The sequence below is a fragment of the Sinorhizobium sp. B11 genome (genome assembly GCA_039725955.1).
GTDB lineage: Bacteria > Pseudomonadota > Alphaproteobacteria > Rhizobiales > Rhizobiaceae > Rhizobium.
Genome location: CP091033.1, coordinates 2,095,661 through 2,118,795, shown reverse-complemented (window position 1 = coordinate 2,118,795; position 23,135 = coordinate 2,095,661). Strand labels below are relative to the sequence as shown.

General features: G+C 60.8%; 23 protein-coding genes and 2 pseudogenes. 18 read left to right on the top strand and 7 right to left on the bottom strand.

Translation table 11 applies throughout. From position 1 onward, the window contains the following. Positions 1–759 (top strand): precorrin-4 C(11)-methyltransferase, encoded by a 759-nt coding sequence (cobM, locus tag LVY75_09645; GenBank protein XAZ20366.1) that lies wholly within the window; start codon positions 1–3, stop codon positions 757–759. 2 nt (positions 760–761) lie between these two features. On the opposite strand, the gene LVY75_09640 is transcribed toward cobM, so the two are convergent. Next, positions 762–1,574: a TIM barrel protein gene (locus tag LVY75_09640; protein XAZ20365.1), complete on the bottom strand. Its 813-nt coding sequence runs from the start codon at positions 1,572–1,574 to the stop codon at positions 762–764. A 152-nt stretch (positions 1,575–1,726) separates the two neighbouring features. Further along, positions 1,727–2,755 carry a LacI family DNA-binding transcriptional regulator gene (locus LVY75_09635; protein ID XAZ20364.1) on the bottom strand — a complete coding sequence of 343 codons (1,029 nt, stop codon included), beginning with the start codon at positions 2,753–2,755 and terminating at the stop codon, positions 1,727–1,729. 133 nt (positions 2,756–2,888) lie between these two features. Here LVY75_09635 and LVY75_09630 point away from each other — a divergent pair, with 133 nt between their 5' ends. Genes LVY75_09630 through LVY75_09615 form a run of 4 tightly spaced genes read left to right on the top strand, consistent with a single transcriptional unit; the run spans position 2,889 to position 6,376 of the window. Continuing rightward, entirely contained in the window at positions 2,889–3,977 is a 1,089-nt protein-coding gene (locus tag LVY75_09630; protein ID XAZ20363.1) for a fatty acid desaturase family protein, read from the top strand. Positions 3,978–4,001: 24 nt separating this feature from the next. Then, complete coding sequence (locus LVY75_09625; protein XAZ20362.1) at positions 4,002–4,316, top strand: MocE family 2Fe-2S type ferredoxin; 315 nt, start codon at positions 4,002–4,004, stop codon at positions 4,314–4,316. 8 nt (positions 4,317–4,324) lie between these two features. Next, a complete protein-coding gene (locus tag LVY75_09620; protein ID XAZ20361.1) occupies positions 4,325–5,551 on the top strand; it encodes an FAD-dependent oxidoreductase in 1,227 nt (408 codons plus the stop codon). Between the two features lie 21 nt (positions 5,552–5,572). After that, positions 5,573–6,376, top strand: coding sequence for a 3-methyl-2-oxobutanoate hydroxymethyltransferase (locus LVY75_09615; protein ID XAZ20360.1), 804 nt, complete (start codon positions 5,573–5,575; stop codon positions 6,374–6,376). A gap of 9 nt (positions 6,377–6,385) precedes the next feature. Here LVY75_09615 and LVY75_09610 read toward each other — a convergent pair whose 3' ends face one another. After that, positions 6,386–6,697: a type II toxin-antitoxin system RelE/ParE family toxin gene (locus tag LVY75_09610; GenBank protein XAZ20359.1), complete on the bottom strand. Its 312-nt coding sequence runs from the start codon at positions 6,695–6,697 to the stop codon at positions 6,386–6,388. Beyond that, a complete protein-coding gene (locus LVY75_09605; protein ID XAZ20358.1) occupies positions 6,694–6,939 on the bottom strand; it encodes a type II toxin-antitoxin system ParD family antitoxin in 246 nt (81 codons plus the stop codon). The genes LVY75_09610 and LVY75_09605 overlap by 4 nt, the downstream gene beginning before the upstream one ends. Positions 6,940–7,094: 155 nt before the next feature. Here LVY75_09605 and LVY75_09600 point away from each other — a divergent pair, with 155 nt between their 5' ends. From LVY75_09600 to LVY75_09550, 11 genes and pseudogenes are all read left to right on the top strand, one after another. Beyond that, positions 7,095–7,991 (top strand): hypothetical protein, encoded by an 897-nt coding sequence (locus tag LVY75_09600; GenBank protein ID XAZ20357.1) that lies wholly within the window; start codon positions 7,095–7,097, stop codon positions 7,989–7,991. Positions 7,992–8,062: 71 nt separating this feature from the next. After that, positions 8,063–9,035: pseudogene (gene nadA / locus LVY75_09595) on the top strand (quinolinate synthase NadA). Next, positions 9,032–10,576 (top strand): L-aspartate oxidase, encoded by a 1,545-nt coding sequence (locus tag LVY75_09590; protein ID XAZ20356.1) that lies wholly within the window; start codon positions 9,032–9,034, stop codon positions 10,574–10,576. Before nadA ends, LVY75_09590 begins: the two are co-directional and overlap by 4 nt. 1 nt (position 10,577) lies before the next feature. Continuing rightward, positions 10,578–11,477: a carboxylating nicotinate-nucleotide diphosphorylase gene (nadC, locus tag LVY75_09585; protein XAZ20355.1), complete on the top strand. Its 900-nt coding sequence runs from the start codon at positions 10,578–10,580 to the stop codon at positions 11,475–11,477. A 214-nt stretch (positions 11,478–11,691) separates the two neighbouring features. Beyond that, positions 11,692–12,504: an aldo/keto reductase gene (locus LVY75_09580; GenBank protein XAZ20354.1), complete on the top strand. Its 813-nt coding sequence runs from the start codon at positions 11,692–11,694 to the stop codon at positions 12,502–12,504. 244 nt (positions 12,505–12,748) lie between these two features. Further along, positions 12,749–12,941: pseudogene (locus LVY75_09575) on the top strand (glycerol-3-phosphate dehydrogenase). A gap of 354 nt (positions 12,942–13,295) precedes the next feature. Continuing rightward, positions 13,296–15,251, top strand: coding sequence for a toxin (locus tag LVY75_09570; protein ID XAZ21380.1), 1,956 nt, complete (start codon positions 13,296–13,298; stop codon positions 15,249–15,251). A 102-nt stretch (positions 15,252–15,353) separates the two neighbouring features. After that, complete coding sequence (locus LVY75_09565; GenBank protein XAZ20353.1) at positions 15,354–15,497, top strand: hypothetical protein; 144 nt, start codon at positions 15,354–15,356, stop codon at positions 15,495–15,497. A 12-nt stretch (positions 15,498–15,509) separates the two neighbouring features. Further along, entirely contained in the window at positions 15,510–16,772 is a 1,263-nt protein-coding gene (locus tag LVY75_09560) for a YcaO-like family protein (GenBank protein ID XAZ20352.1), read from the top strand. Next, entirely contained in the window at positions 16,769–17,515 is a 747-nt protein-coding gene (locus tag LVY75_09555) for a toxin (protein ID XAZ20351.1), read from the top strand. Before LVY75_09560 ends, LVY75_09555 begins: the two co-directional genes overlap by 4 nt. A gap of 58 nt (positions 17,516–17,573) precedes the next feature. Beyond that, on the top strand, positions 17,574–17,840 hold the full coding sequence (locus LVY75_09550; GenBank protein XAZ20350.1) for a hypothetical protein: 267 nt from the start codon (positions 17,574–17,576) through the stop codon (positions 17,838–17,840). Positions 17,841–17,885: 45 nt separating this feature from the next. Here the strand turns inward: LVY75_09550 and LVY75_09545 are convergent, their stop codons facing one another. From LVY75_09545 to LVY75_09535, 3 genes are all read right to left on the bottom strand, one after another. Further along, positions 17,886–18,293: a helix-turn-helix domain-containing protein gene (locus LVY75_09545; protein ID XAZ20349.1), complete on the bottom strand. Its 408-nt coding sequence runs from the start codon at positions 18,291–18,293 to the stop codon at positions 17,886–17,888. A 221-nt stretch (positions 18,294–18,514) separates the two neighbouring features. Then, complete coding sequence (locus tag LVY75_09540) at positions 18,515–19,339, bottom strand: amidohydrolase (GenBank protein XAZ20348.1); 825 nt, start codon at positions 19,337–19,339, stop codon at positions 18,515–18,517. Between the two features lie 73 nt (positions 19,340–19,412). Then, a complete protein-coding gene (locus LVY75_09535) occupies positions 19,413–20,198 on the bottom strand; it encodes an IclR family transcriptional regulator (protein ID XAZ20347.1) in 786 nt (261 codons plus the stop codon). Between the two features lie 368 nt (positions 20,199–20,566). Here LVY75_09535 and LVY75_09530 point away from each other — a divergent pair, with 368 nt between their 5' ends. Continuing rightward, complete coding sequence (locus LVY75_09530) at positions 20,567–21,301, top strand: SDR family oxidoreductase (GenBank protein XAZ20346.1); 735 nt, start codon at positions 20,567–20,569, stop codon at positions 21,299–21,301. A gap of 60 nt (positions 21,302–21,361) precedes the next feature. Next, the gene (locus LVY75_09525; protein XAZ20345.1) at positions 21,362–22,639 is read left to right on the top strand and encodes an L-fuconate dehydratase; all 1,278 of its coding nucleotides are present in this window, start codon (positions 21,362–21,364) and stop codon (positions 22,637–22,639) included. Positions 22,640–23,135 lie beyond the last annotated feature (496 nt).

The following is a 23,135-nucleotide window of genomic DNA, read 5'->3' as shown; positions in this document are numbered from 1 at the left end:
ATGACCGTTCATTTCATCGGCGCCGGACCGGGTGCAGCAGATCTCATTACCGTGCGCGGACGCGACCTGATCGGCAAATGCCCTGTCTGCCTCTATGCCGGGTCCATCGTCTCGCCCGAGCTCCTGCAATATTGTCCGCCAGGCGCGCGCATCATCGATACCGCGCCGATGTCGCTTGACGAGATCGAGGCCGAATATCTCCGCGCCGCCAATGCCGGTCAGGATGTCGCCCGACTGCATTCCGGCGATCTTTCCGTCTGGAGCGCAGTCGCCGAGCAAATCCGCCGGCTGGAGAAACACGGCATCGACTACACGATGACGCCGGGCGTCCCAGCCTTTGCAGCTGCAGCCTCAACGCTCGGGCGTGAACTGACGATCCCGGCCGTCGCGCAAAGCCTTGTGCTGACGCGCGTATCGGGCCGCGCCTCGCCGATGCCGAATGAAGAAACGCTGGAAAAATTCGGCGCGACGGGAGCGACACTGGCAATCCATCTCGCCATCCATGCGCTGGCCGAGGTCGTGACGGAGTTGACTCCGCTCTATGGCGCCGATTGCCCTGTCGCCATCGTGGTGAAAGCCACCTGGCCGGACGAGCGTATCCTGCGCGGCACGCTCGCCGATATCGAAGCAAAGGTGGCGGCCGAGCCGATCGAGCGCACGGCCATCATCTTCGTCGGTCGCTCGCTCGGATCGGAAGATTTCCGCGAAAGCTCGCTCTACGACCCGGCCTATCAGCGTCGTTTCCGCGGTCGCGAATAGGTTCAGACCTTCGCGACGAGATAATCCATGCTTGCCTTCACGGCCGCATTGGGATCCTTCAGTGCATGCACTTCGGATGCGAAGGGCTCGAAGGAGAAGGGGCCTTTGTAGCTTGCCTGCAGCAATGCGCGGATCTGGGCGGCATTGCCGAGCCGGTCGTCGGCATCGACCAGAACACGGTGAGGATCGCGCATATCGGAGACGGAAACCGCAGGATCGCTGACGCCGGAAATATGCACCAGCCCGGTCAGATGGGGGAAGAAGGGAGTTTCGCCGGCAAGGTGATGATGGAAGGTGTCGTGCACCAGCCGGAAGGTTGGCTGCGCATTCAGCGTCTCGATCGCATCGGCTGCTTCCGCCTTTGAGCGCAGCGAGCAGATTTGAAAACCGAGCGGCTCGACGAGACCGACGATACCGGCCGCATCGAGCATCGGTCGGAGTGCCGTCAGGGCCTCACGCAGATTGGCCTGTCGCTCGCCATTGGCTGTTCCCGTGCCGTCATTCTTCGGAACCAGAACCAGCGCCCGCGAGCCGACCGCCCTTGCATAATCGATCAGCTCGCGGGCTTCCCGCTCGCGTGTCGCGTTCCATTCGTTGAAGCGCTGCAATGCGTTGATCGAGATGATTGCGACGCCATGGCGGGCGGCCGCCTGCTTGATGACATCGGGCTTTGTCCCGTCGAGAATGGCATTGCCGGAGAGATCATTGCGGATCTCCACCGCATCGATGTCGAGCGAGGCGGCAAGTGCAAAGAAATCCTCGATCGAAAGCGAAGGTGCCGCCATATGGTTCAGCGCGAAACGGATGGATGCCATGCGAAATCTCCTCCTCGCTCCTCATGCATGAGAAGCATTATGACTGTCTGATCGAATCTCTACTGGAATTTCACGCTCAAGCCATAGGCCGGGCGGGCACAGACTCTATCATCGCTGATAGATTTTCCGGGACAATGATAGAATTCCATCATCTAGATATTCTCCGGCAGGAAGATCTCGAAGGGCAGAAATGATTGGCCGGGAACGGCAATCTCGCCCTGTTCGAGCGCACCCGTCATCAGTGACACCACTTCCTTGCAGAGTGCTGGCAGCGGCGTGCCGATCGCCATGGTGACGATGCCGTCGGCGAGACCGGCCTTGCTGTCTGCCGTCAGCTCGTTGACGATAAGCACGGTGCGGCCGCCGATCCCCTCTTCGCGAAATGCCGAAATCGCCCCCTCCATGCCACCACCGCAGACATAGAGGCCGACGAGATCGGGGTGTTTCTGCAAAAGGGTCAGCGTCGCCTCATGCGTGATCTCAGGCGTTTCGAGATTGATCAGCGTTTCGACCACTTCGAAGTCAGGCGCTTCCTCGCGGAAATAGGAGCGGAATCCCATCTCGCGCAACTCGTGACCATGAAAACGATGGCTGCCGACAAAGCAGGCCACCTTGCCCGGCCGGCGGGCCGCCTTGGCGATCATCCAGGCTGCGGTGCGCCCAACCTTGCGGTTGTTGACACCGACATAGGCGTCCCTGACGCCGGTCGCGAGATCCGAAAGCAGCGAGAACACCGGAATACCGCGTCCCTTCAGTTCCTCGACAGCAGCTGTGACAGCCGGATAATCCGGGCCGACAAGCGCGACCGCCTGGTTCCTTGCGCCGAGCAGCTTGATCTTTTCGATGATGGCGGCAGGTGTTGCGGCGGACGGATGTTCCACCTGCGTCTGGATGCGCGCGTTGGTCACGTTGCGCGCCGCCGTTTCAATTTCGCGAGCGAAGGCCTGGTAGAAGGGCTGGGTCGGCTTTTGCAGCAAGAAGGCCAGCCGATATTGCGGCAGATCCTCGAAGACGCGCTGCCGGATCAGGCCGACGGCGTGATAGCCGATCGACTGGGCCGCATCATAGACGCGCCGCGCTGTTTCCTCCCGCACCCGATGGCGGCCGTTCAGAACGCGATCGACGGTCGCAACGCTGACGCCGGAGGCTTGGGCGAGATCTGATATGGTCGGGCGACGCATGGTTGGTCCTGATAGTTTTCAGTCATGAATGAAAGCCGTTTCTGATGGCTTTTGAGAGAATATATCAAGCCTGCATTGAGGGCTCCGCGAAGTCAACCTATTCTCCGGACCAAGAGCTGGTGAGGAGGAAAGCATGGCTGGCGAGGCAACAAAGCGGGATTACAGCCTCTTGGGGGCGAGCGGCAGGACGGCGGTCGAAACCGGTCTTGCGGCTGCGGAATGGTATCATACCGATGTTGCCCGCAAGGAGATGAAGGCGCTGATGCAGCGTTCCGACAATCAGGCGATCCGCGACACGGCGCTCTGGCTCGGCAGCATGGCGATCTTTGCCACTCTTGGCATTTATTTCTGGGGCTCGTGGATCGCCGTGCCCTTCTTCCTCGCCTATGGCGTGCTCTACGGCTCGGCCTCCGACAGCCGCTGGCACGAATGCGGCCACGGCACCGCCTTCAAGACGCGCTGGATGAACGATGCCGTCTACCAGATCGCCTGCTTCATGATCATGCGCAATCCGGTGACCTGGCGCTGGAGTCACGCCCGCCACCATACCGACACCGTCATTGTCGGCCGCGACCCCGAGATTGCCGTCATGCGCCCGCCGGATCTCTTCCGTCTGGTTCTCAATTTCTTCGGCATCCTCGATGCCTGGCATGCCGTGATCGACATGATCAGAAATTCGGCCGGCGTCATCAGTGGGGCGGAAAAGACCTTCATCCCCGAGATGGAGCAGCCGAAGGCGATCCGCATTGCCCGTATCTGGCTTGCGATCTACGTCGTCACCATCGCGCTCGCCATCTATATGGGTTCGATCCTGCCGCTGATGCTGGTCGGCCTGCCGCGCCTCTATGGCGCCTGGCATCATGTGCTGACCGGCCTGCTGCAGCATGGCGGGCTTGCCGATAATGTCATCGACCACCGGCTGAACAGCCGCACGGTCTATATGAACCCGATCAGCCGCTTCATCTACTGGAACATGAACTATCACGTGGAACACCACATGTTCCCGATGGTGCCCTACCACGCGCTGCCGAAGCTGCATGCGATGATCAAGCACGACCTGCCGGCGCCCAATCCATCGATCTGGTCCGGCTACCGGGAAATGATCCCGGCCTTCCTACGCCAGCTTCGCAACGAAGACTATTTTCTGAAGCGGGAACTGCCGGCAACGGCGCGGCCCTATCGCGAGGAATTCCACGCCGAACTGGCACCCGCAGCCCAATAGAACAAGATCGAGGGAGGAATAGAGATGAGCGGTAACTGGATCGAAGTTTGCGGCAAGGACGAAATCGACGAGGAGGATGTCATCCGCTTCGACCATGGCGGGCGCACATTCGCTATCTATCGCAGCCCGGACGATGAGTTCTTTGCCACCGACGGGCTCTGTACCCATGAGCAGGTCCATCTCGCCGACGGCCTCGTCATGGAAGAGATCATCGAATGTCCCAAGCATAATGGCCGTTTCAATTACAAGACGGGCGAGGCCAAGGGGGCCCCTGTCTGCGTCGACCTAAAGACCTATCCCGTCAAGATCGAAGACGGCGCCGTCTTCATTGCGATCTGAGGTGCGCCATGGCCCATTTCGTCATCATTGGCGCAGGGGAATGCGGGGCGCGTGCCGCCTTCGCACTCCGGGACAAGGGATTTGACGGCGACATCACGCTTGTGGGTTCCGAGCCGCACACGCCCTATGAGCGCCCGCCGCTCTCCAAGGCCGGCCTTGCCGGTACTGTCGACCCGAAATTCATCGCCGCACGGGAAACCTATGAGGCTGGCACTATTCGCCTCCTGACCGGTGTGACGGCAACCGGTCTCGATGCCGCAGCCCATACCGTCGCCCTGTCCGACAGCAGTCTGCTTGCCTATGACCGATTGCTGCTTGCGACAGGCGCCAGTGCGCGTGCCTTTCCCAATGCTCCGAGTGAAAGCAGCTATATCCGGTCGCTCCGCACACATCATGATGCGGTGACACTGCGCGCGGTGCTGCAGCCTGGCAAACGGCTTGCAGTCATCGGCGGCGGCTTCATCGGCCTGGAGGTCGCGGCAACCGCGCGCCAACTCGGCGCCGATGTCATCCTCGTCGAAGGGCTGGAGCGGGTGCTGAAGCGCGGCGTTCCCGAAGACATCGCCCACCTCGTTGCCGAGCGTCACCGCGCGGAAGGCGTCGATCTGCGCTGCGGTGTCTCCATCGAAACCCTGACGGAGCAGAACGGCAAAGCCGTCATCCGGCTTGCCAACGATGAGGTGGTCGAAACCGATCTGGCGCTTGTCGGCATCGGCGCCCGGCCGAATAGCGAGCTTGCCGAGGCTGCCGGACTTGCGATCGACAACGGCATCGCAGTCGATGACCGGCTGCGTACCTCCGCCCCCGATATTTTCGCGGCCGGCGACTGCTGCTCCTTTCCGCTCGCCCTCTATGGCGGCCGGCGCGTGCGGCTGGAATCCTGGCGCAATGCGCAGGAGCAGGGCACGCTTGCCGCCGCCAATATGCTCGGCGCCGATGAACCGGTTTCCGCCGTGCCGTGGTTCTGGTCGGATCAGTATGAGATGACGCTGCAGATAACAGGGCTTGCCGATGGCGCGGCCAGGCATCTGCGCCGCGATCTCGGCGAGGGGGCCTTCATCCTCTTCCATCTCGATGCCGAAGGTCGGCTCCTTGCCGCAAGCGGCATCGGGCCCGGCAATGCGGTCGCCCGCGACATCCGGCTGGCGGAAATGCTGATTGCCGCACGCGCACATCCCGACCCGGCCGCACTGACCGCCACCAATGTCAAGCTGAAGTCGCTGCTCGCTGCCTGACAGTTTTCAAAGGATAATGCGATGAAGAAACATAATCGCGCCACGGTCGCCGACCTCCTGGCGCTCAAGGGAAAACGCCAGCTCACAATGCTGCGCGTCACCACGCTTGAGGAGGCGGAAGCAGCAGAAAAGGCCGGCATCGACATGGTCTCGGTGCCACCGTTCCTGCTCGGGCCGGTCTTTCGCGAGGCGGCACCGACGCCCTTTGCCGTTCCCGGTCTGGAATATGGCGATCATGTCTCGGCTGAAGAATACATGCGCGAGGCCTTCAAGGCGCTGAAGGCAGGCGGCGATGCCGTCTATTGCGCCGCCAGCCTGCAGACCATCCGCCGTATGCGCGATGAAGGCATTCCCGTCTGCGGCCATGTCGGCCTCATCCCCTCAAAGGCGACCTGGACCGGCGGTTTTCGCGCCGTGGGCAAGACGGCTGCTAGCGCTCTCGATGTCTGGCGCCAGACGAAGGCGCTTCAGGATGCCGGCGCCTTCGCAGCCGAGATCGAGGTCGTCCCCGGCGATGTCGCGGCAGCGATTTCCAACCGCACCTCGATGCTGATGATCTCCATGGGCGCCGGGCGCGGCTGCGACGCGCAATATCTGTTTGCCGATGATGTGCTCGGCACGACCAGAGACCACACGCCGCGCCACGCCAAGGTCTATCGCAACTTCGCAGCCGAACATGACCGGTTGCAACGCGAACGCATCGCCGCCTTCAACGAATTCGCCGAGGATGTCCGCTCCGGCGCCTATCCGGAAAAGCGCCATCTTGTCCGCATCGAAGAAGCCGAGTTGCGCAATTTTCTGCATCGGCTGGAGGCAGAGGGCTAGCGCCCGCTTTCAATTCAGAGGCGTATCGCGAAGCCGTGCTTCCACATCCATGCGCTTGTGCAGGATACGGACGATACCTGTCCGGCCACCCTCGAGCCTGCGATAGAACAGGAAGTGCGCGTTGACGGCGAGCTTGAAGATACCCGGCCAGATATCATCGACGGGCCTTCCGCTCCGCGCGCCTATCCCCAGCGCTTCACAGGCCTTGCGGATATCGTCGATATAACGATCCGCCTGCTCCTGACCCCAGTTTTCGAAGGTGTAATCCCAAATCATGTCGAGATCTGCGACGGCGGCCCTGGAAAGGAGGTAGCCTTTCATTTCGTCCGGGTCCGGCGCTTACCGTCAAGGAATCTATCGAAATCGAAATCTTCGGCCTCGCCGCTATCGATGCCGGCGCTGATCGCATCGCGCAGCGCTTTTACTTTCGCCTCATGCTCTTCCAGAAGCCGCAGGCCTGCCCGGATGACTTCGCTTACCGAACCGTATCGGCCTTCGACGACCTGCCGTTCGACGAAGCCAGCAAAATGATCGCCCAAGGCGATGGACGTGTTCTTCGACATGAGAGCCTCCTGAGTTGGTACCAATATATACCAAAATTTGGTAATTCCCAATTCGGCGCGTGTTTCTTTGTTGGGGAGGGTGTAGGCCCATCATTGGCATCGTTTGCGCCCTATGTCAGAGAATAGATCTATCAGAAACAGATTCTCAGGCGCTGGTGACGATAGGCTTTGCACATGCGGAACTGATCGCGGTTCTCGTCGCGGTGACGGGGGATGAGCCGCGCGTCATGACGATCCAAAGTGGCGATGCGCTGCCGTCGGGGCCTTTTGAAATGGGCCATCGCACGCTACAATCGGGCCTGCGTGAATGGATCCAGGAGCAGACCGCCCATCCCGTCGGCTTCCTCGAGCAGCTTTACACCTTTGCCGATCGTGACCGGAACAATGATATCCAGGGCGGTCGCACCATATCGATCAGCTATCTTGGCCTCGTCAATGAGCAGTCGGGGGCCGGGCGGCCGGGCTGGCATGGCTGGTATGAATATTTCCCCTGGGAGGACCATCGCGACGGGCGCCCCGTCATCCTCGGTGAACTGATCGCGCGCCTGCGTCTCTGGGCCGATGCCGATCCTGTCCGGCGTGAATATCGGCATCGCCGCGCCGACTTTACGTTCGGGCTCGACGGCGGCGGCTGGAACGAGGATCTGACGCTGCAGCGGTATGAACTGCTCTATGAGGCCGGACTCGTCGCAGAAGCCGGCGCCAGCAAGGACGACAATCTCGGCCGGCCGATGTTTGCCGATCATCGCCGGATTCTGGCGACCGGCATTGCAAGACTTCGCGCCAAGATCAAATACCGCCCCGTCGTCTTCGAACTCATGCCCGAAAGCTTCACGCTTCTGCAGTTGCAGCGCGCCGTCGAGGCGCTCGCCGGCCTGACCCTGCACAAGCAGAATTTCCGCCGCCTGATCGAACAGCAGGAACTGGTGGAGGAAACGGGCGGAGCGACAAGCGAGACCGGCGGCCGGCCGGCCAAGCTTTTCCGCTTCCGCCAGACCATTCTCGAAGAGCGCGCGCTCGCCGGAACGAAATTACCGCTCTCCCGCAATTGACATATGCTCACAGTGAGAATATCTCTTTGCGCATGATATGCTCAAATCGAGCATAATTAATGGAGCCGGCCATGAACCATCTTGTATCCGCGTCTTCCCTCTATGATCGCGTCAGCCGCGTCATTCCGAAAGCCGAATGGATGATGTTCCAGGACGATGTCGACGCGATCCTGGAACTGAAGCACAAGCGCAATGCCGTTATCCTCGCGCATAACTACCAGACGCCGGAAATCTTCCACGGCGTGGCCGATATTGTCGGCGACAGCCTGGCCCTGGCGCGCAAGGCGATCGAGGTGGATGCCGACGTGATCGTGCTTGCCGGCGTGCATTTTCATGGCCGAGACGGCAAAGCTTCTGAACCCGGAAAAGACGGTGCTGATCCCCGATCTCGGCGCCGGCTGTTCGCTGGCGGATTCGATCACGCCCGAGGATATCGCGCTGTTGCGCCAGGCCCATCCGGGCGTGCCTGTCATTACCTATGTCAACACCTCGGCCGCAGTCAAAGCCGCCTCGGATATCTGCTGCACCTCGGGCAATGCCAAGCAGGTGGTCGAATCCCTTGGCGTACCGCGCGTGCTGATGATCCCGGATGAATATCTTGCCCGCAATGTCGCCAGGGAAACCGATGTCGAGATCATTGCCTGGCACGGGCATTGCGAAGTGCATGAGCTCTTCACCGCCGACGATGTGCGCCAGCTTCGCGAAAACCACCCTGGCGTGACGGTGCTTGCCCATCCCGAATGCCCGCCTGATGTCGTTGCGGAGGCCGATTTTGCCGGTTCCACCGCCGTCATGTCCGATTATGTCGGCGAAAAGAAGCCCGCCCGCGTCGTGCTGCTGACCGAATGCTCGATGAGTGACAATGTCGCCGTGCATCATCCTGATGTCGAGTTCATCCGGCCCTGCAATCTCTGCCCGCATATGAAGCGCATCACGCTTTCCAACATTCGCGCGGCTCTCGAAGAGAACCGCCATGAAGTGACGGTCGATCCGGCGATTGCCGTCGCAGCTCGCCGCGCTGTCGAGAGGATGCTGTCGATATGAGCGATATTGCCGACCAACTTGCAGGCCGCCCCGTCATAGTCGGCAGCGGCCTTGCCGGACTGATGACGGCGCTGACGCTTGCGCCCGAGCCCGTTGTCATTGTCACTCGCGCTGCTCTCGGCGCTGAAACGTCGAGCGCCTGGGCCCAGGGCGGCATAGCCGCCGCGCTCGGCGCCGATGACAATGCCGAACTGCATCTGGCCGATACGCTTGCTGCCGGTGACGGGCTCTGCGACCCCGCCATTGTTGCCGGCATCGTCGCTGAGGCGCCGGCTGCGATCACCGCACTGGAACGGGCGGGGGTCCGTTTTGACAAGGCGGGAGATGGCAGCTTTTCGCTCGGGCTGGAGGCTGCCCATAGCCGCCGCCGCATCGTGCATGCGCAAGGTGACGGCTCGGGTGCGGCGATTGTTCGTGCGCTGGTCGAAGCCGTCATCTCCACACCCTCCATTACAGTGCTCGAGGGGTTGGAGGCGCGCCGCATCCTGACGGATGAGGACGGCGTCATCGGCCTCCTCTGCGTCGGCGAAAATGGCGCCACTATTCTGCCGACACGGCGCATCGTACTCGCCACCGGCGGCATTGGCGGTCTCTATGAAGCGACAACCAATCCGACCGGCAATTTCGGGCAGGGCATCATGCTTGCAGCCCGCGCCGGGGCTGAGCTTGCCGACATGGAATTCGTGCAATTCCATCCGACGGCGCTCGATTCCCGCCGCCGTCCCCTGGCGCTCGTCAGCGAAGCAGTCCGCGGCGAAGGTGCGGTACTCATCAATGAGCATGGCGAACGCTTCATGGCCGGCATTGCCGGTGCGGAACTTGCGCCGCGCGATGTCGTGGCCCGCGCCATCAGTGCCGAACTCGCCCGTGGCGGCAAAGTGTTTCTCGACGCGCGTAGAGCCCTTGGCGATCGTTTCGCCACGCGTTTTCCGGTTATCGACGCACTCTGCCGGGAGGCTGGCATCGATGCCGCGTCCCAGCCGATCCCGGTGCGGCCTGCCGTCCACTATCACATGGGCGGAGTTGCAACCGATGCCGTCGGTCGCAGCTCATTCGCCGGGCTCTGGGTTGTGGGCGAAGCCGCCTCCACCGGCCTGCACGGGGCGAACCGGCTCGCCAGCAATTCTCTGCTGGAAGCAGCCATCATGGGCATGCGGGCGGCGCGCGACATTCTTGCGACCCCGGTTGCAAAATCCTCGACAGCCGAGATTACAGGGATGCTGCCTGCGGCAACCGACCCTTCGCTTGTCAGGCCAATCGTCTCACGCCATCTCACCGTACTGCGCAATGCGGGCGCCATCCATGGCGCCGTCGCAAGCCTGCTGCCGCTCGCAGAAAACGACGGGCCGGCCTCGGATCCGGCGGTCGTCGCGCTGCTGATTGCCGTCTTCGCCAGCCTTCGGGCGGAATCGCGCGGGGCGCATGCCCGCACGGATTTCCCGCTGAAACGGGCGGAAGCCGTGCGGCACAAGTTGACACTTGCCGATGCCTTGGAAATTGCCCGGGCGACCGCCTCCCATCCCCTTGCAAGGAGTGCCTGAGATGAACCTCGCTTCCCTTCCGCGCGTCATTGTCGAGCCGCTGGTGCGCGCAGCCCTCGCAGAAGACCTCGGCCTTGCCGGCGATATCACCTCTGCGGCCGTCATCCCCTTCGATCATCGCTCGACAGTCGTCATGGCCGCCCGCCAGCCGGGTGTGGTCGCCGGTCTCGATGCCGCAGAGCTTGCCTTCCAGCTCGTTGATCCCGCCATTATGCTTCGCCGGCATCTGCCCGATGGTGCGGCCGTGGAACCGGGCAGCGTGATTGCCACCATTGAAGGGCCGTCGCGCGGCCTTTTGACGGGCGAACGCACTGCCCTGAATTTCCTCGGCCATCTCTCGGGCATCGCCTCGGTGACGGCCGGCATCGTCACAGCGATCCGCGACACGAAAGCCTCGGTCGTCTGCACCCGCAAGACGACACCAGGTCTGAGAGCGCTCGAAAAATATGCCGTGCGGGCCGGCGGCGGTATGAACCACCGCTTTGCGCTCCACGACGCCGTGCTGATCAAGGACAATCACGTCGCCATTGCCGGCAGCGTTTCGGAAGCCATTCGCCGCGCCAAGGCCGGTGTCGGCCATATGGTCAAGATAGAAGTGGAGGTCGATACGCTCGACCAGCTGCACGAGGCAATGGGCGAGGGGGTCGATGCCGTCCTCCTCGACAATATGACGCCTGATCAGCTGCGCGAGGCCGTCAGGATCGTCGCCGGTCGGGCGATCACCGAGGCCTCCGGCCGCGTCACACCGGCAACGGCACCGGCCATTGCCGCCTCTGGCGTCGACCTGATCTCGGTCGGCTGGCTGACCCACAGCGCCCCGGTTCTTGATATCGGCCTCGATTTTGTCGAAGCCACTGCCGAAAGCGCGATACCCCTGCGCCGGGTTGCCCAGGCATTCTAGGAGCGCTCAGCTTTCCAGGATCTGAAACCGTGAGGATGATCTGGTAGCCGGTTCCGGCCGGCTGCCATCAGTGCGAATTTGCGCCCGTGTTGTCTCCGAACCGTTGTCAGGACTTCCCCGAAATCCATCAGCGTTTTTCGCTGGACACAGCCCCGGCCTATTGCAAAGCTTCGTGAGCCCGCTGGAGGAGTGAGGCGAATTGGAGGAAATAGATTTGCAAAAACATGATGTTATTCCGTTGATGGGATTTGGCACGTTTGGGCGCAACGGCAAGGAGGGTATCGATGCAATCCTGTGCGCGCTCGAAACCGGCTATCGGCACCTGGATACTGCGCAGACCTATGACACCGAATTCGAAGTCGGCGAAGCGCTGCGCCGTTCGGGCCTTGGTCGAGACGAGTTTTTCCTGACGACGAAGATTTCGACCGATAATTTCGGCCCCGGGGCGCTCGTCCCGTCGCTGGAAAAGAGCCTTGAAGCGCTGAAGGTCGATCAGGTGGACCTGACGCTGATCCACTGGCCATCGCCCAACGGCCGCATTCCGCTCGAGGTCTACATAACCCAGATCGCCGAGGCGCAGGCCCGCGGCCTGACGAAGCTGATCGGCGTCTCGAATTTCACGATCGCCCTTCTCGAAGAAACCGAAGCCCTGCTCGGCAAGGGAAAGGTCGCCAACAACCAGTTCGAGCTTAACCCGATCCTGCAGAACAAGAAGCTCGCAAACTATTGCCGGGAAAAGGAAATCCTCGTTACATGCTATCTGCCGATCGCCCGTGGCCTTCTATCCGACGAACCGGTGCTGCGCGCAATCGGTGAACAATACGATGCCACACCGGAACAGGTGGCGATCGCCTTCGAACTTGCCAAGGGCTATTGCACCATCCCGACATCGGGTCGGCCGGAGCGCATTCGCTCGAACTTCAAGGCAAGTTCGATCAGGCTTTCTGCCGAGGAAATCGCCCGCATTGAGACGATCGACCGCAATCACCGCGTCGTCGACCCAGACTGGGGTCCGAAGTGGGATTGATCTCGCGCACCAGTCGAAGCGTGCCTGCCCGCCGTCCACGGCCTGCCCCTTGACGCCGATCCTTCGTCGATCCTCTCCAGCCGATGTTCGGAAAGATGCTGGTAGGTGGTGAGCTAGCCGCCGTAGACATCTCGCGGGACCTCTCCCGCCTTGCCCTCGGCCGTCACGACATAATCACGCGTCGCCTCCCGCGCCCTCGAGACGGCATCCGTAAGCCGGCCTATAAAAGCGACAGCCTACTTCGGCGCCTCTGCCGGGCGGGGATTTTCCAGTGCAGGGGCTATGAGGACGAGGTCGTCAAGCTCAAGCCCGGCTATCTGTTTCTGGCGGATGCTCATGCCCGCCGGCTTGTCCGCCGCTACGGCACAAAGCTACGGCCCGGCAATGCCGCAAATGTCGACGATCTCGGCCGACTGTTCGGATCGGACCTCTACGAACCGGGGTCTGCTACCTGATCGATCTGTCATGAATGGCACGTTTCCGCTGGCAAGTTTTATCGCGGGGGAAACCGCGCCTTGTTCAATGTCACCAGAGCGGCGGGACTTGACGAAACGTGGGCGTAGCGGCGATGCGCACGGCTGGACGATGCACCGATATGAGACGCTGTCTCATGCCCATATGCAGTATTCGTAAAGTCTGTTGGGAGCCAGACACCGGCCGGAGCGTAAATATTCGATGAAAATCTTGCTCGGGCGAAGCAAAAGCGCTTCCAGTTGCTCGCTATTCACTCTAACATCAGGTGATCGGCCGGTCTGTTTCAGGCGTTCCGGCTTTTGAAGGTGAGAACCGTGATGGACGGGTCAACCGGGGAAGTGAAAGCGAACAGATTATGTCTGCTCGGCAGGCCGCGATTGCTGGCAGCCGGGACCGAGCTTCCTTTGCCCGAAAAGTCCTACTTCCTCTTGGCAATGTTAGCGCTGTCGTCGGAGCCGTTGGTCGACCGAGAAACCATTCGATGCCAGCTCTGGCAATCCGAGCTTCCTGAAAAACGAGCCGGCAGCCTCCGCCAACTTCTGTCGCGCATCGAGCAAAGCATTCCGGAGGGACTGCCGCCACTGCTCATTGCCACGCGCACCCATCTTGGCCTTGCGCCCGGCTGGGAGATCGACCTCAATATCCTCAAGCAGAAGGATATGCTGGAACCGGATCAAAGCGGTATCCTGCTCGGTGAGCTGCTTGAAAGCGTCAAGTCCCCGACACAGGGTGCCGAGGACTGGTTAACCTTCGAGCGGCAGCGCGTCGACGAAGCGCGTTCGGCGCATCTTGCCCGTATTCTGGAAAATCAAGGTGAGTGGTCGGACGAGGAGCGCATCGCTTTTGCCAAGCGCCTGATCGAGCTTGACCCCGCCAACGAGGTCGCGTGCCGGGCACTGATGCGGGCCCATGCCCGTATGAACGACCTGCCGGCAGCGCGTCAGGCCTATCTGAGATATCGCAGCCAGCTCAAAGATGATTTTGATATTGAGCCGGACGAAACCACAACAGCGCTCGCCCGCGAACTGGGTATCTTGTCGGCTGCCCAGCCGGCGGCAGCCGAACATCCGCGTTCGGCGTCGGAATTGCTGATCGATCCGACAGGCCAGCCGCGCATCGTCATTCTGCCTCCCGAAAGCATCCTCACTGATCCGCTGATGGAACGTGTTGGCCGGGCGCTGCTCGAAGATGTTACGATCGGACTGAGTCAGCAGCGCGGCTTCAAGGTGATTGCGGCTCATACGAGTCTGGAAATGCTGAGCCGGGCGCTCGATCCGGCGCGCTCGACCGTCGGCCCCCTCGACCTGTCCTTCGACTACGCCGTTTATGTGACGATCCAGAACAGAGACGAAGACGTCTACGCAACCTGCCGGCTGACGCGCACGGCGACCTCCGAAGTGCTCTGGGCAGTCGAAATTCCTTTTGCGATGCAGAAGATCAGCGAGGCGTTCAGCCAGCTCACCCGACGCATCGTCATGACGCTTGCCGATACGATCGAGCGTTATGAACTGGCGATGCCGCTCGGCGACGTACCGGCGTCCGCCTACCGCCTCTATCTGGAGGGCAAGCGTCTAATTTCACAGACAGACCTGCAGCACCTGCGCCAGGCGCGTAAATGGTTCAAGTCGGCGCTCAGCCGGTACGAACATTTCTCGCCGGCTCATGCCGGCATGTCACGTGCGCTCGGCATGGAATGGCTAATCCGCGGGATGCGCGACCGGGACCTGCTGGACGAAGCCTACAGCGCTGCAAGGATGGCGCGGCAAACCGACCCGAACAGCGGCCGCGCCTTCCGTGAACTTGGCTTCGTGGCACTCTACCGACGCCGTTTCGAAGAAAGTCTTGATTCCTTCCAGCAAGCCCAGGATCTCAATCCCAACGATGCCGATATTCTGGCGGACTTCTCCGATGCGCTTTCCCATGACGGCGATTTCGATCGGGCGCTCGAGCTCAGCCGCGCGGCCTTCAAGCTAAACCCGCTGCCGCCGGACTATTATTACTGGAACCTCGGCGGCATCCACTTCATGCGCGAAGAATATGAAAAGGCGATCGACGCGCTGGAGCCGGTGAAGTCAAAACTAGCAACGGCCCGCCTGCTTGCAGCAGCGCACGCCATGGCGGGCGATGCCACGAAAGCCAAGAACTACGCCCGCGTCGTTTTGGAAAGCTTCCCTGATTTCCGCAGTGAAGAGATCCGTCATTTCGTCCCCGATCGCGATCCGTCATTCACGGATCCGTTGATAAAAGGCCTGCAACTTGCTGGTCTTCCCTGATACAACGCCTTTTAATGAAGCCTGTAACGCTTAAATGACGCAGGCAATGTTCTTTTCGAATGGTTAACGGCGGCAAGCCGCCCAATCATTTGGAGAGAGATCATGAAAACCGTTGAAACCAACGCTGCAGCCCAGGCCCCCGCACTCCGTTTCTCCGCAGCTGCCAAAGCAGCCGTGAAGCAGGATGAACTCATCGTTTCGGCAAATGGCCTTGAAAGCCTGACGCATGCGCTGAGGTTCCGCTAAGGATTTATCAGCATGTCTGCTTTGGCCGACGTCGAAACGCTTGCCGCTGATCTCGACAGAGCATCGGCAGGCGTCAACAGCTATCACGACCGGTCGATGACACCGGCGCAGACGTTCGCGGCGATCCGGCCTCATCTGCGCGAATTCGGCATCACTCGCGTCGGACTGCTGACAGGCCTTGACGTGCTGAATATTCCCGTTGCCTTCGCCACGAGGCCGAACAGCCATACGCTGTCGGTTTTCCAGGGCAAGGGTATCGACAAGGAAGCGGCGATGACCTCGGCGGCCATGGAGGCGATCGAGACCCGCATCGCCGAAATTGCCCCTGCCGACCTGACGCTTGCCAGCGTCGAAACCATGAGGGCCGAGCGGGCCACGATCATCGACCTCGACAGTGTCGCGCGTTGCGCGCCTGAAGAGATCGGCAATGGCCAGATTGCCTGGTGCTCCGGCCTCGATCTGCTGTCAGGTAGCACTGCTTTTGTGCCCTGGTGGCTTGTCGGCCTCGACCATCGTGGCGAGCGTCCGCCGGGCTTTGAACAGTCGAGCGATGGGCTTGCCTCTGGCAATACGCCGGCGGAAGCCGTGCTGCATGGTCTATGCGAACTGGTCGAGCGTGATGCCTGGGCGCTGACCCAGCTCAAGTCGCCCGAACAGCTAAAACAGAACCGCGTCGATCCGCTTGCCTTCGGCGATGCGGTCATCGACGTGATGGTTGATCGGATTCGCCAGGCCGGCATGCGCCTCTTGCTAATCGACATGACCACCGATATCGGCATTCCCGCCTTTCTCGCCGTCATTATTCCCGGCAATCTCTCCGATCGCGTCGATGCCCGGTGGACGCAGGTCTGCGGCGGTTGCGGCTGCCACCCCGATCCGATCCGCGCTGCCCTTCGCGCCATTACCGAGGCGGCCCAGAGCCGGTTGGCGGCCATTGCCGGCAGCCGTGACGATTTCTCGCCGAAGATCTACCAGCGGATCGACCGCAGCGCCGGCATGCGCCAGGTCGTCGATCTCTGCAACGATGATGCGGCTCTGAAACCCTTCCCGATACGCCCGCAACGCCCGGCGACGATCCAGGATACGATCCGCCACATTGCCGGCCGGCTGAGGGCGGCCGGCATTACCCAGATCATCGCCGTGCCGTTCCCGCATCCAACCCTTCCGGTTTCGGTGGTGCGCGTCATTGTGCCGGGCCTTGAGGTCGATATCAGCGGCCAATATATCCAGCTTGGCCTGCGCGCCGTCAACGTCATCAGGGAGGCTGCGGCATGAAGGTCCTCTTCGTCGGTCCGAGCCTTGCGAGCGAGATTGCAGATGCCCGAAAGCAGCATCCTGATGTCGATTTCCGTGCGCCGGCGGCCTGCGGCGACATTCTGAAGGCGGTCCATGAAGGGGCGACGGCGATCGGTCTGATCGACGGCTATTTTGGCGACCTGCCATCCGTGTGGCACAAGGAAATCCTCTTTGCGCTAGAAAATGGCGTTGCCGTTGCTGGCGGATCCAGCATGGGGGCGTTACGCGCTGCCGAGTGCTGCGCCTTCGGCATGGTCGGCATCGGCTCGATCTTCGAAGACTACGAATCCGGTAGGCTTCTCGACGATGAGGCGGTAGCGCTCGTCCATGCGCCGCAGGAGCTCGGCTGGCTGCCGCTTTCCGTTCCTTGGGTCGATTTCGAGCCGACGATTGAAGGCCTGCATGCGAAGGGCGAAATTACCGTCAGCGAGCGCAAGAAGCTGCTCCTTGCCGGGCGTTTCCTGCATTTCTCCGAACGCACCTACGCCAAGGTGGTTGAAGAGTCCCACTTTGCTCGCAAACCGCGGCGCGAACAGATCCTGACCGTGATTCGCGCCAATCGCGTCGAACGTAAGCGGGCCGATGCAAGGCTGGTGCTGGAATGGCTGCAAAAGGGAGAGTTTGCGTCAACGAAACGTGACTGGAGCTTTGCTGCGACCTCGCATTTCGAGCTGCTGCAAGTCGAAGTCACGCAACAGATGCGGCCTGTAACGCTCGAATAACGGTTCCAAGCCCAAGGTATCTCGCGTGGGGATATGACTGTTGTCGAGGGCGAAAACGATGTTCGAAAAAAGGGATCAAGAGGTAAGCAGGGAATACGCAAGACTCTTCCGACTGCTGTCTGCAGCCAAGGAGGAAGCTGAAAAACTTCAGCTGCGCAATCTCATGCACCTGACAAACATGGCGTTGCTGCAGGTGGTCATCGATTGGGATGGCATCGATCCGGATAGGGAACTCGATGCAAACCTCGAACAACTCCTGGGCAGCAAAGCCAAGATCGCAATGAAGGACGCTGGCGAAAATCTGATCGTGATCGATCGCCATTAGCCCTGATAGGGGCGCGACGGAGCGCTAAAAAATCAGTTCGACGTGCTATTCGGCAGCGTCGATTTCCGTTTGCTCGGTGGTGGCAATTGCCTGGACGAGCTTGAGGATTTTCTTGCGAAGCTGCTCGTTCTTGATCGAGAAGAAAGCAGCGTTTAGCTGGACGCCTTCACGCGAAATGACGAATTCTTCGCTCGGAGCGGGATTATCGTTCGCGTTGGCGGCAGGCGCCGTCAGGTCATCGAAAAAGGTCCTGACATCGACGCTGAGTGCGCCGGCGATTTCGACGAGCATGCTCGCAGAAACGCGGTTGGAGCCCTTTTCGTATTTCTGGATCTGCTGGAAGGTCACGCCAACGCGATCGCCCAATTCCGTCTGGGAAACCTTTCTCAGCAGTCGCTGTATACGGATCGTCTTGCCGACATGAACGTCCACGGAATGCGGTTCTTCTTTCATCTGATATTCCCTCCTGCGAAAACCGGGCCGAAAACTTTACGAGGCCCGCAACAACAACTTTTAGCCGAGTTAGTTCAACCTAGCAATTGTTTGGATGTAGTTTAGGTTGGATCAAAACATCGCGCCATCCGAGAGCCCCTACGGATTGCACGCCGCGACAGATCACTTCAAACGAGAATCTGGAAAAATTGAACTCTGGAAGGGCGTGCAGCGGGCGAAATTCAGAGCGTCCACAGACGCTGCGCATTGTCGTGAAGGAGCCTCGCGCGCTCCGTTTCCGCAGTGCCTGATAATATCGCCTGGGTGGCCGCGACCCAGGTGGAAAGCCCGTTTGCCAGCGTGCAGACCGGCCAGTCGCTCCCCCAGACCACACGATCCCAGCCGAAGCTTGCTATGACGTGCTCGATATAGGGCCGCAGGTTTTCCGCCGTCCAGGCTGCCGGATCGGCATTGGTGACGATGCCGGAAATTTTGGCGACGACATTCGGCCGGCGGGCGATTTCGGTTATACCGCGGCTCCAGGGCTCGAAGGCGTTCGACTTGATATCCGGATTGCCGCAATGGTCGAGGATGAACTGCACATCGGGTGCAGCGTCAGTGAGCGCCGCCACCTTGCCGACCTGATGCGGCAGCGTGCAGAGATCGAAGGTCAGGCCGGTGCCGGAAAGCCTTCTGACATTCTCGCGGAAGAGTGCAGCTTCCGAGACATCGTCTGGCACCACATGCAGCACACGCCGGAAGCCCTTGACGAAGGGATCGGCCTTCTGTCGCTCCAGATAGGCGGCAAAACCGTCTTCTTCCGGCCGGCAGGAAACGATTGCACCGGCCACCAGGTCGCCGAGGCGGCTGACATAGTCGGTTTCGGCCTGCATGATCACCGGATCGACATCCACCTCCATGTGCAGAACCTTGGTGATGCCGCAGCGCTTGGCCTCGGTCGCATAGGTCTCATAGAGAAAATCGCGGTCGAGAGCAGGCACGTTCGCGAGCCAGGGATAATGCAGCGCCGACCGGTCGATGACATGCAGATGTGTATCGATGAACACGCTCTTCTCCTCCAGAGGTTGGCAGCAACCTATGCCTGGTGAATGGATTGTTCAAATAAAAATTCGGCCGGCCTTAAGCCTGCACGGCAATCGTTGCGCCGGCGAGCGCCGAGAGTTCAGCGGCCGTCTTCTGCACCATGCCGATCGCCTGAGTGATGTCGGGTGCAGCCGGCGCATTCACCAGCGCGATATAGGGGCAGGTCAGCGCCGCAATGCCGCGCCCGTCCGGCCCGAGGATCGGTGCAGAGAGATTATAGACACCGGCCGTCTGGGCACTTGCCATCATCTCATAGCCGCGCTCGCGGATCTGGTTCAGCCGCTCGTAAAATTCCGCGCCAAGATCGGCGTCTTTGCGGCTGCGCGCATGCTCCGAAATCATCATCTCGCGTTCTTCATCGCTGCGGAAGGCAAGCAGCACATGGCCGGACCCCGTGTCGAAGAGACTGATGTGGGAACCGACGCGGATCGACAGGCCCCAATAGTCCGGCGCCTCCTGCTGGGCGATGACGACGGCAGCGCCCCGGTCGAAGACGGCAAGATGGTTTGCCTGGCGCGAGCGCTGGGCGAGATCGCGCATCAGCGGCGTCGCATAAGAGGCGAGCCGTCGCACCGGCGCATGTAACTGCGCCAGGCCGAAGAGTTTCAGGGTGAGAGAATAACGGTCACCATCGAGCCGCGTCACGTAACCTCGCTTCACGAGACGATCGAGCATGCGGTAGAATTCATTCGGGCTGCGCTCCAGCCGCTTGGCGATTTCCGCCTGCGTCAGGCCGCTGTCGACGCCGGCCAGAAGTTCGAGAATATCAAGACCCTTGTCGAGCGCCGGAGCGCGATAGCGATCTGACTCTTCGGTCTCCATTCTTCCCTCCTGTGAATATCATTCTGCATATACGCAGACGGGCGGACGGAAAAGAGAAAGTTCGCGCTTGACCACGATGCAATCGTCTGTTTGTCTATAAACAGACAAATCAAGGGTGAGGATGTTGTTCGGCGTAGGTCTTACGCCGGACGATCGCAGTTCCCGGAAAGGCTCGCCAAGGCGAGACAAAAATAAGATAACGGGAGAGGGAGGAGGCCATGCAGCGCGTGGATATCGTGATTGTCGGCCTGATGCGACGTCGCCTGAGAGCGCGCGCAACCGGGTGCGGCCTTTCTCCCGACCAATCCTTTTGAGATCGACTTCAAGTATCACCGCCAGTGCGGGAAAATCCCCAGAGAGGCCATGACATGACAAGCAATCTTTCCGGCAAGACCGTTCTCATCACCGCAGCCGGTCAGGGCATCGGCCGCGCGACGGCGCTTGCCTTTGCCGCAACTGGCGCCAAGGTGCATGCGACCGACATCAATACCGACGCCCTCGCGACCCTGGCGGCAGAGAACAATATCTCCACCCATAAGCTGAACGTGCTCGACGAGGATGCGGTCAAGACGCTGGTGGCCGGGATCGGCGCTGTCGACGTGCTCTTCAACTGCGCAGGCGTCGTCCATAACGGCTCGGTGCTGGAGATGCCGGACACCGATCTGGAATTTGCTTTCGATCTCAACGTCAAGGCGATGATCCGCACCATCCGTGCCGTGCTGCCGGGCATGCTGGAACGCAAGGACGGTTCCATCATCAACATGTCTTCGGTCGCCTCAAGCATTAAGGGCGTGCCGAACCGCTTCGCCTATGGCGTGACCAAGGCCGCCGTGATCGGGCTGACCAAATCGGTCGCCGCCGACTACGTGACGCAAGGTATCCGGTGCAACTGCATCTGCCCCGGCACCGTGGAAAGCCCCTCGCTGCAGGACCGCATGCGCGCTCAAGGCGACTACGACACTGCGCGCGCCGCCTTCATCGCCCGCCAACCGATGGGGCGCCTCGGCACGCCGGAGGAAATTGCCGGTCTCGCCGTTTATCTCGCCGGTGCGACCTATACTTCCGGCCAGGCCTACGCCATCGACGGCGGCTGGACGATCTGAGCTTTCGCATGGCCAGCATCTTTCGAACGAAGGATGCTGGCCCCCAAAGGGAAGAATATCATGACCCGCATCACCGATATCAGAGTTTTCGACCTTCGCTTTCCCACCTCGCAAAGCCTCGATGGTTCCGATGCGATGAACCCGGATCCGGATTATTCCGCTGCCTATGTGATCCTCGAAACCGACAAGCACGGCCTTGCCGGCCACGGCCTGACCTTCACCATCGGCCGCGGCAACGACATCTGCTGCGCGGCGATCGAGGCGATGCGGCATCTGGTCGTCGGCACCGAGCTTTCGGATGTGCTGGCCCATCCCGGCAAATATTGGCGGCATCTGACCAGCGACAGCCAGCTTCGATGGATCGGTCCTGAAAAGGGCGCGATCCATCTGGCAACCGGCGCAATCGTCAACGCCGTCTGGGATCTGCTTGCCAAGGAGGCCGGCAAACCGGTCTGGCGCCTCGTTGCCGAAATGCCGGCCGAAGTGATCGCCGATATCGTCGACTACCGCTACCTCACCGACGTGCTGACGCGCGACGAGGCGATCGCCATCCTCAGACAGGCCGAGCCCGGCAAGGCTGCGCGTATCGCGACGCTCGAGAAAGAAGGTTATGCCTGCTACACGACCTCGGCCGGCTGGCTCGGCTACGAGGACGAGAAGCTGCGCCGGCTCTGCCAGGAGGCGATCGATGCCGGTTTCAACCATATCAAGATGAAAGTCGGCCGCGATCTGGAGGATGATATCCGCCGCTTGAGGATTGCCCGCGAGGTGATCGGTCCAGACCGTTACCTGATGATCGACGCCAACCAGGTCTGGGAGGTCGGCCAGGCGATCGACTGGGTCAAGCAGCTTTCCTTCGCCAAGCCCTTCTTCATTGAAGAGCCGACAAGCCCCGACGATGTCGCCGGCCATCGCAAAATCCGCCAGGGCATTTCCCCGGTGAAGGTTGCGACCGGCGAGATGTGCCAGAACCGTATCATGTTCAAGCAGTTCATCGCCGAGGGTGCGATCGACATCGTGCAGATCGATTCCTGCCGCATGGGCGGGTTGAACGAGGTGCTGGCCGTGCTGCTGGTCGCCGCCAAATTCGGCCTGCCGGTCTGGCCGCACGCCGGCGGCGTCGGGCTCTGCGAATATGTGCAACACCTGTCCATGATCGATTACGTGGCGGTGTCAGGCACCAAGGATGGCCGCGTCATCGAATATGTCGACCATCTGCATGAACATTTTCTCGACCCCTGCATCATCAAGGATGCCGCCTATATGCCGCCGACCCGGCCCGGCTTCTCAATCGAGATGAAGCCGGCCTCGATTGCCGACTACACATTCAACGGCTAGGGCGGGCGGCATCACGTCTTCTCGGCTGCCCGCTGGGGATAGAGCATGCCAGTCATTGCGGAAACATCCTGGATCCTTTATAAGATTGATCCACGAGGATGGGCTTGAAAGAGCCCATTTCGGATGCTTCGGCAGGGTATTTGGCGTGTTCCTAGCGCGCTGTTTTTTCTCACATCTTTGATCGAAACGGAATCAAATACGCAGATTGATTCCGCCACACCCCTGTTCGATTTTGGCACGCCCAACCATCGACAAAGGGGTGTCAGACAGCCTTTCGATCAATCCGCGTTCCTGAGGCATGATCTCGTCTTCGGGATTTCGAAACAAAGGCGCCCTTCGCCTTCGTCGATGCCCGCAGAGGATTGCGGCAATAAGGCCCTCGCGCCTTTCGTCATCAGATCCTTTGCCGGCAAAGATTAGGAATCGGTAATAGCTGATTCTTCTCAATGGGATGCGGCAGGGACCGTCTGCCGGATCAAAACATAGGCTTTGGCGT

Coding starts and splice junctions, on each gene's coding strand:
- cobM (XAZ20366.1), top strand. CDS start 1: ATGACCGTTCATTTCATCGGCGCCGGACCGGGTGCAGCAGATCTCATT.
- LVY75_09640 (XAZ20365.1), bottom strand. CDS start 1,574: ATGGCATCCATCCGTTTCGCGCTGAACCATATGGCGGCACCTTCGCTT.
- LVY75_09635 (XAZ20364.1), bottom strand. CDS start 2,755: ATGCGTCGCCCGACCATATCAGATCTCGCCCAAGCCTCCGGCGTCAGC.
- LVY75_09630 (XAZ20363.1), top strand. CDS start 2,889: ATGGCTGGCGAGGCAACAAAGCGGGATTACAGCCTCTTGGGGGCGAGC.
- LVY75_09625 (XAZ20362.1), top strand. CDS start 4,002: ATGAGCGGTAACTGGATCGAAGTTTGCGGCAAGGACGAAATCGACGAG.
- LVY75_09620 (XAZ20361.1), top strand. CDS start 4,325: ATGGCCCATTTCGTCATCATTGGCGCAGGGGAATGCGGGGCGCGTGCC.
- LVY75_09615 (XAZ20360.1), top strand. CDS start 5,573: ATGAAGAAACATAATCGCGCCACGGTCGCCGACCTCCTGGCGCTCAAG.
- LVY75_09610 (XAZ20359.1), bottom strand. CDS start 6,697: ATGAAAGGCTACCTCCTTTCCAGGGCCGCCGTCGCAGATCTCGACATG.
- LVY75_09605 (XAZ20358.1), bottom strand. CDS start 6,939: ATGTCGAAGAACACGTCCATCGCCTTGGGCGATCATTTTGCTGGCTTC.
- LVY75_09590 (XAZ20356.1), top strand. CDS start 9,032: ATGAGCGATATTGCCGACCAACTTGCAGGCCGCCCCGTCATAGTCGGC.
- nadC (XAZ20355.1), top strand. CDS start 10,578: ATGAACCTCGCTTCCCTTCCGCGCGTCATTGTCGAGCCGCTGGTGCGC.
- LVY75_09570 (XAZ21380.1), top strand. CDS start 13,296: ATGGACGGGTCAACCGGGGAAGTGAAAGCGAACAGATTATGTCTGCTC.
- LVY75_09565 (XAZ20353.1), top strand. CDS start 15,354: ATGAAAACCGTTGAAACCAACGCTGCAGCCCAGGCCCCCGCACTCCGT.
- LVY75_09560 (XAZ20352.1), top strand. CDS start 15,510: ATGTCTGCTTTGGCCGACGTCGAAACGCTTGCCGCTGATCTCGACAGA.
- LVY75_09555 (XAZ20351.1), top strand. CDS start 16,769: ATGAAGGTCCTCTTCGTCGGTCCGAGCCTTGCGAGCGAGATTGCAGAT.
- LVY75_09550 (XAZ20350.1), top strand. CDS start 17,574: ATGTTCGAAAAAAGGGATCAAGAGGTAAGCAGGGAATACGCAAGACTC.
- LVY75_09545 (XAZ20349.1), bottom strand. CDS start 18,293: ATGAAAGAAGAACCGCATTCCGTGGACGTTCATGTCGGCAAGACGATC.
- LVY75_09535 (XAZ20347.1), bottom strand. CDS start 20,198: ATGGAGACCGAAGAGTCAGATCGCTATCGCGCTCCGGCGCTCGACAAG.
- LVY75_09530 (XAZ20346.1), top strand. CDS start 20,567: ATGACAAGCAATCTTTCCGGCAAGACCGTTCTCATCACCGCAGCCGGT.
- LVY75_09525 (XAZ20345.1), top strand. CDS start 21,362: ATGACCCGCATCACCGATATCAGAGTTTTCGACCTTCGCTTTCCCACC.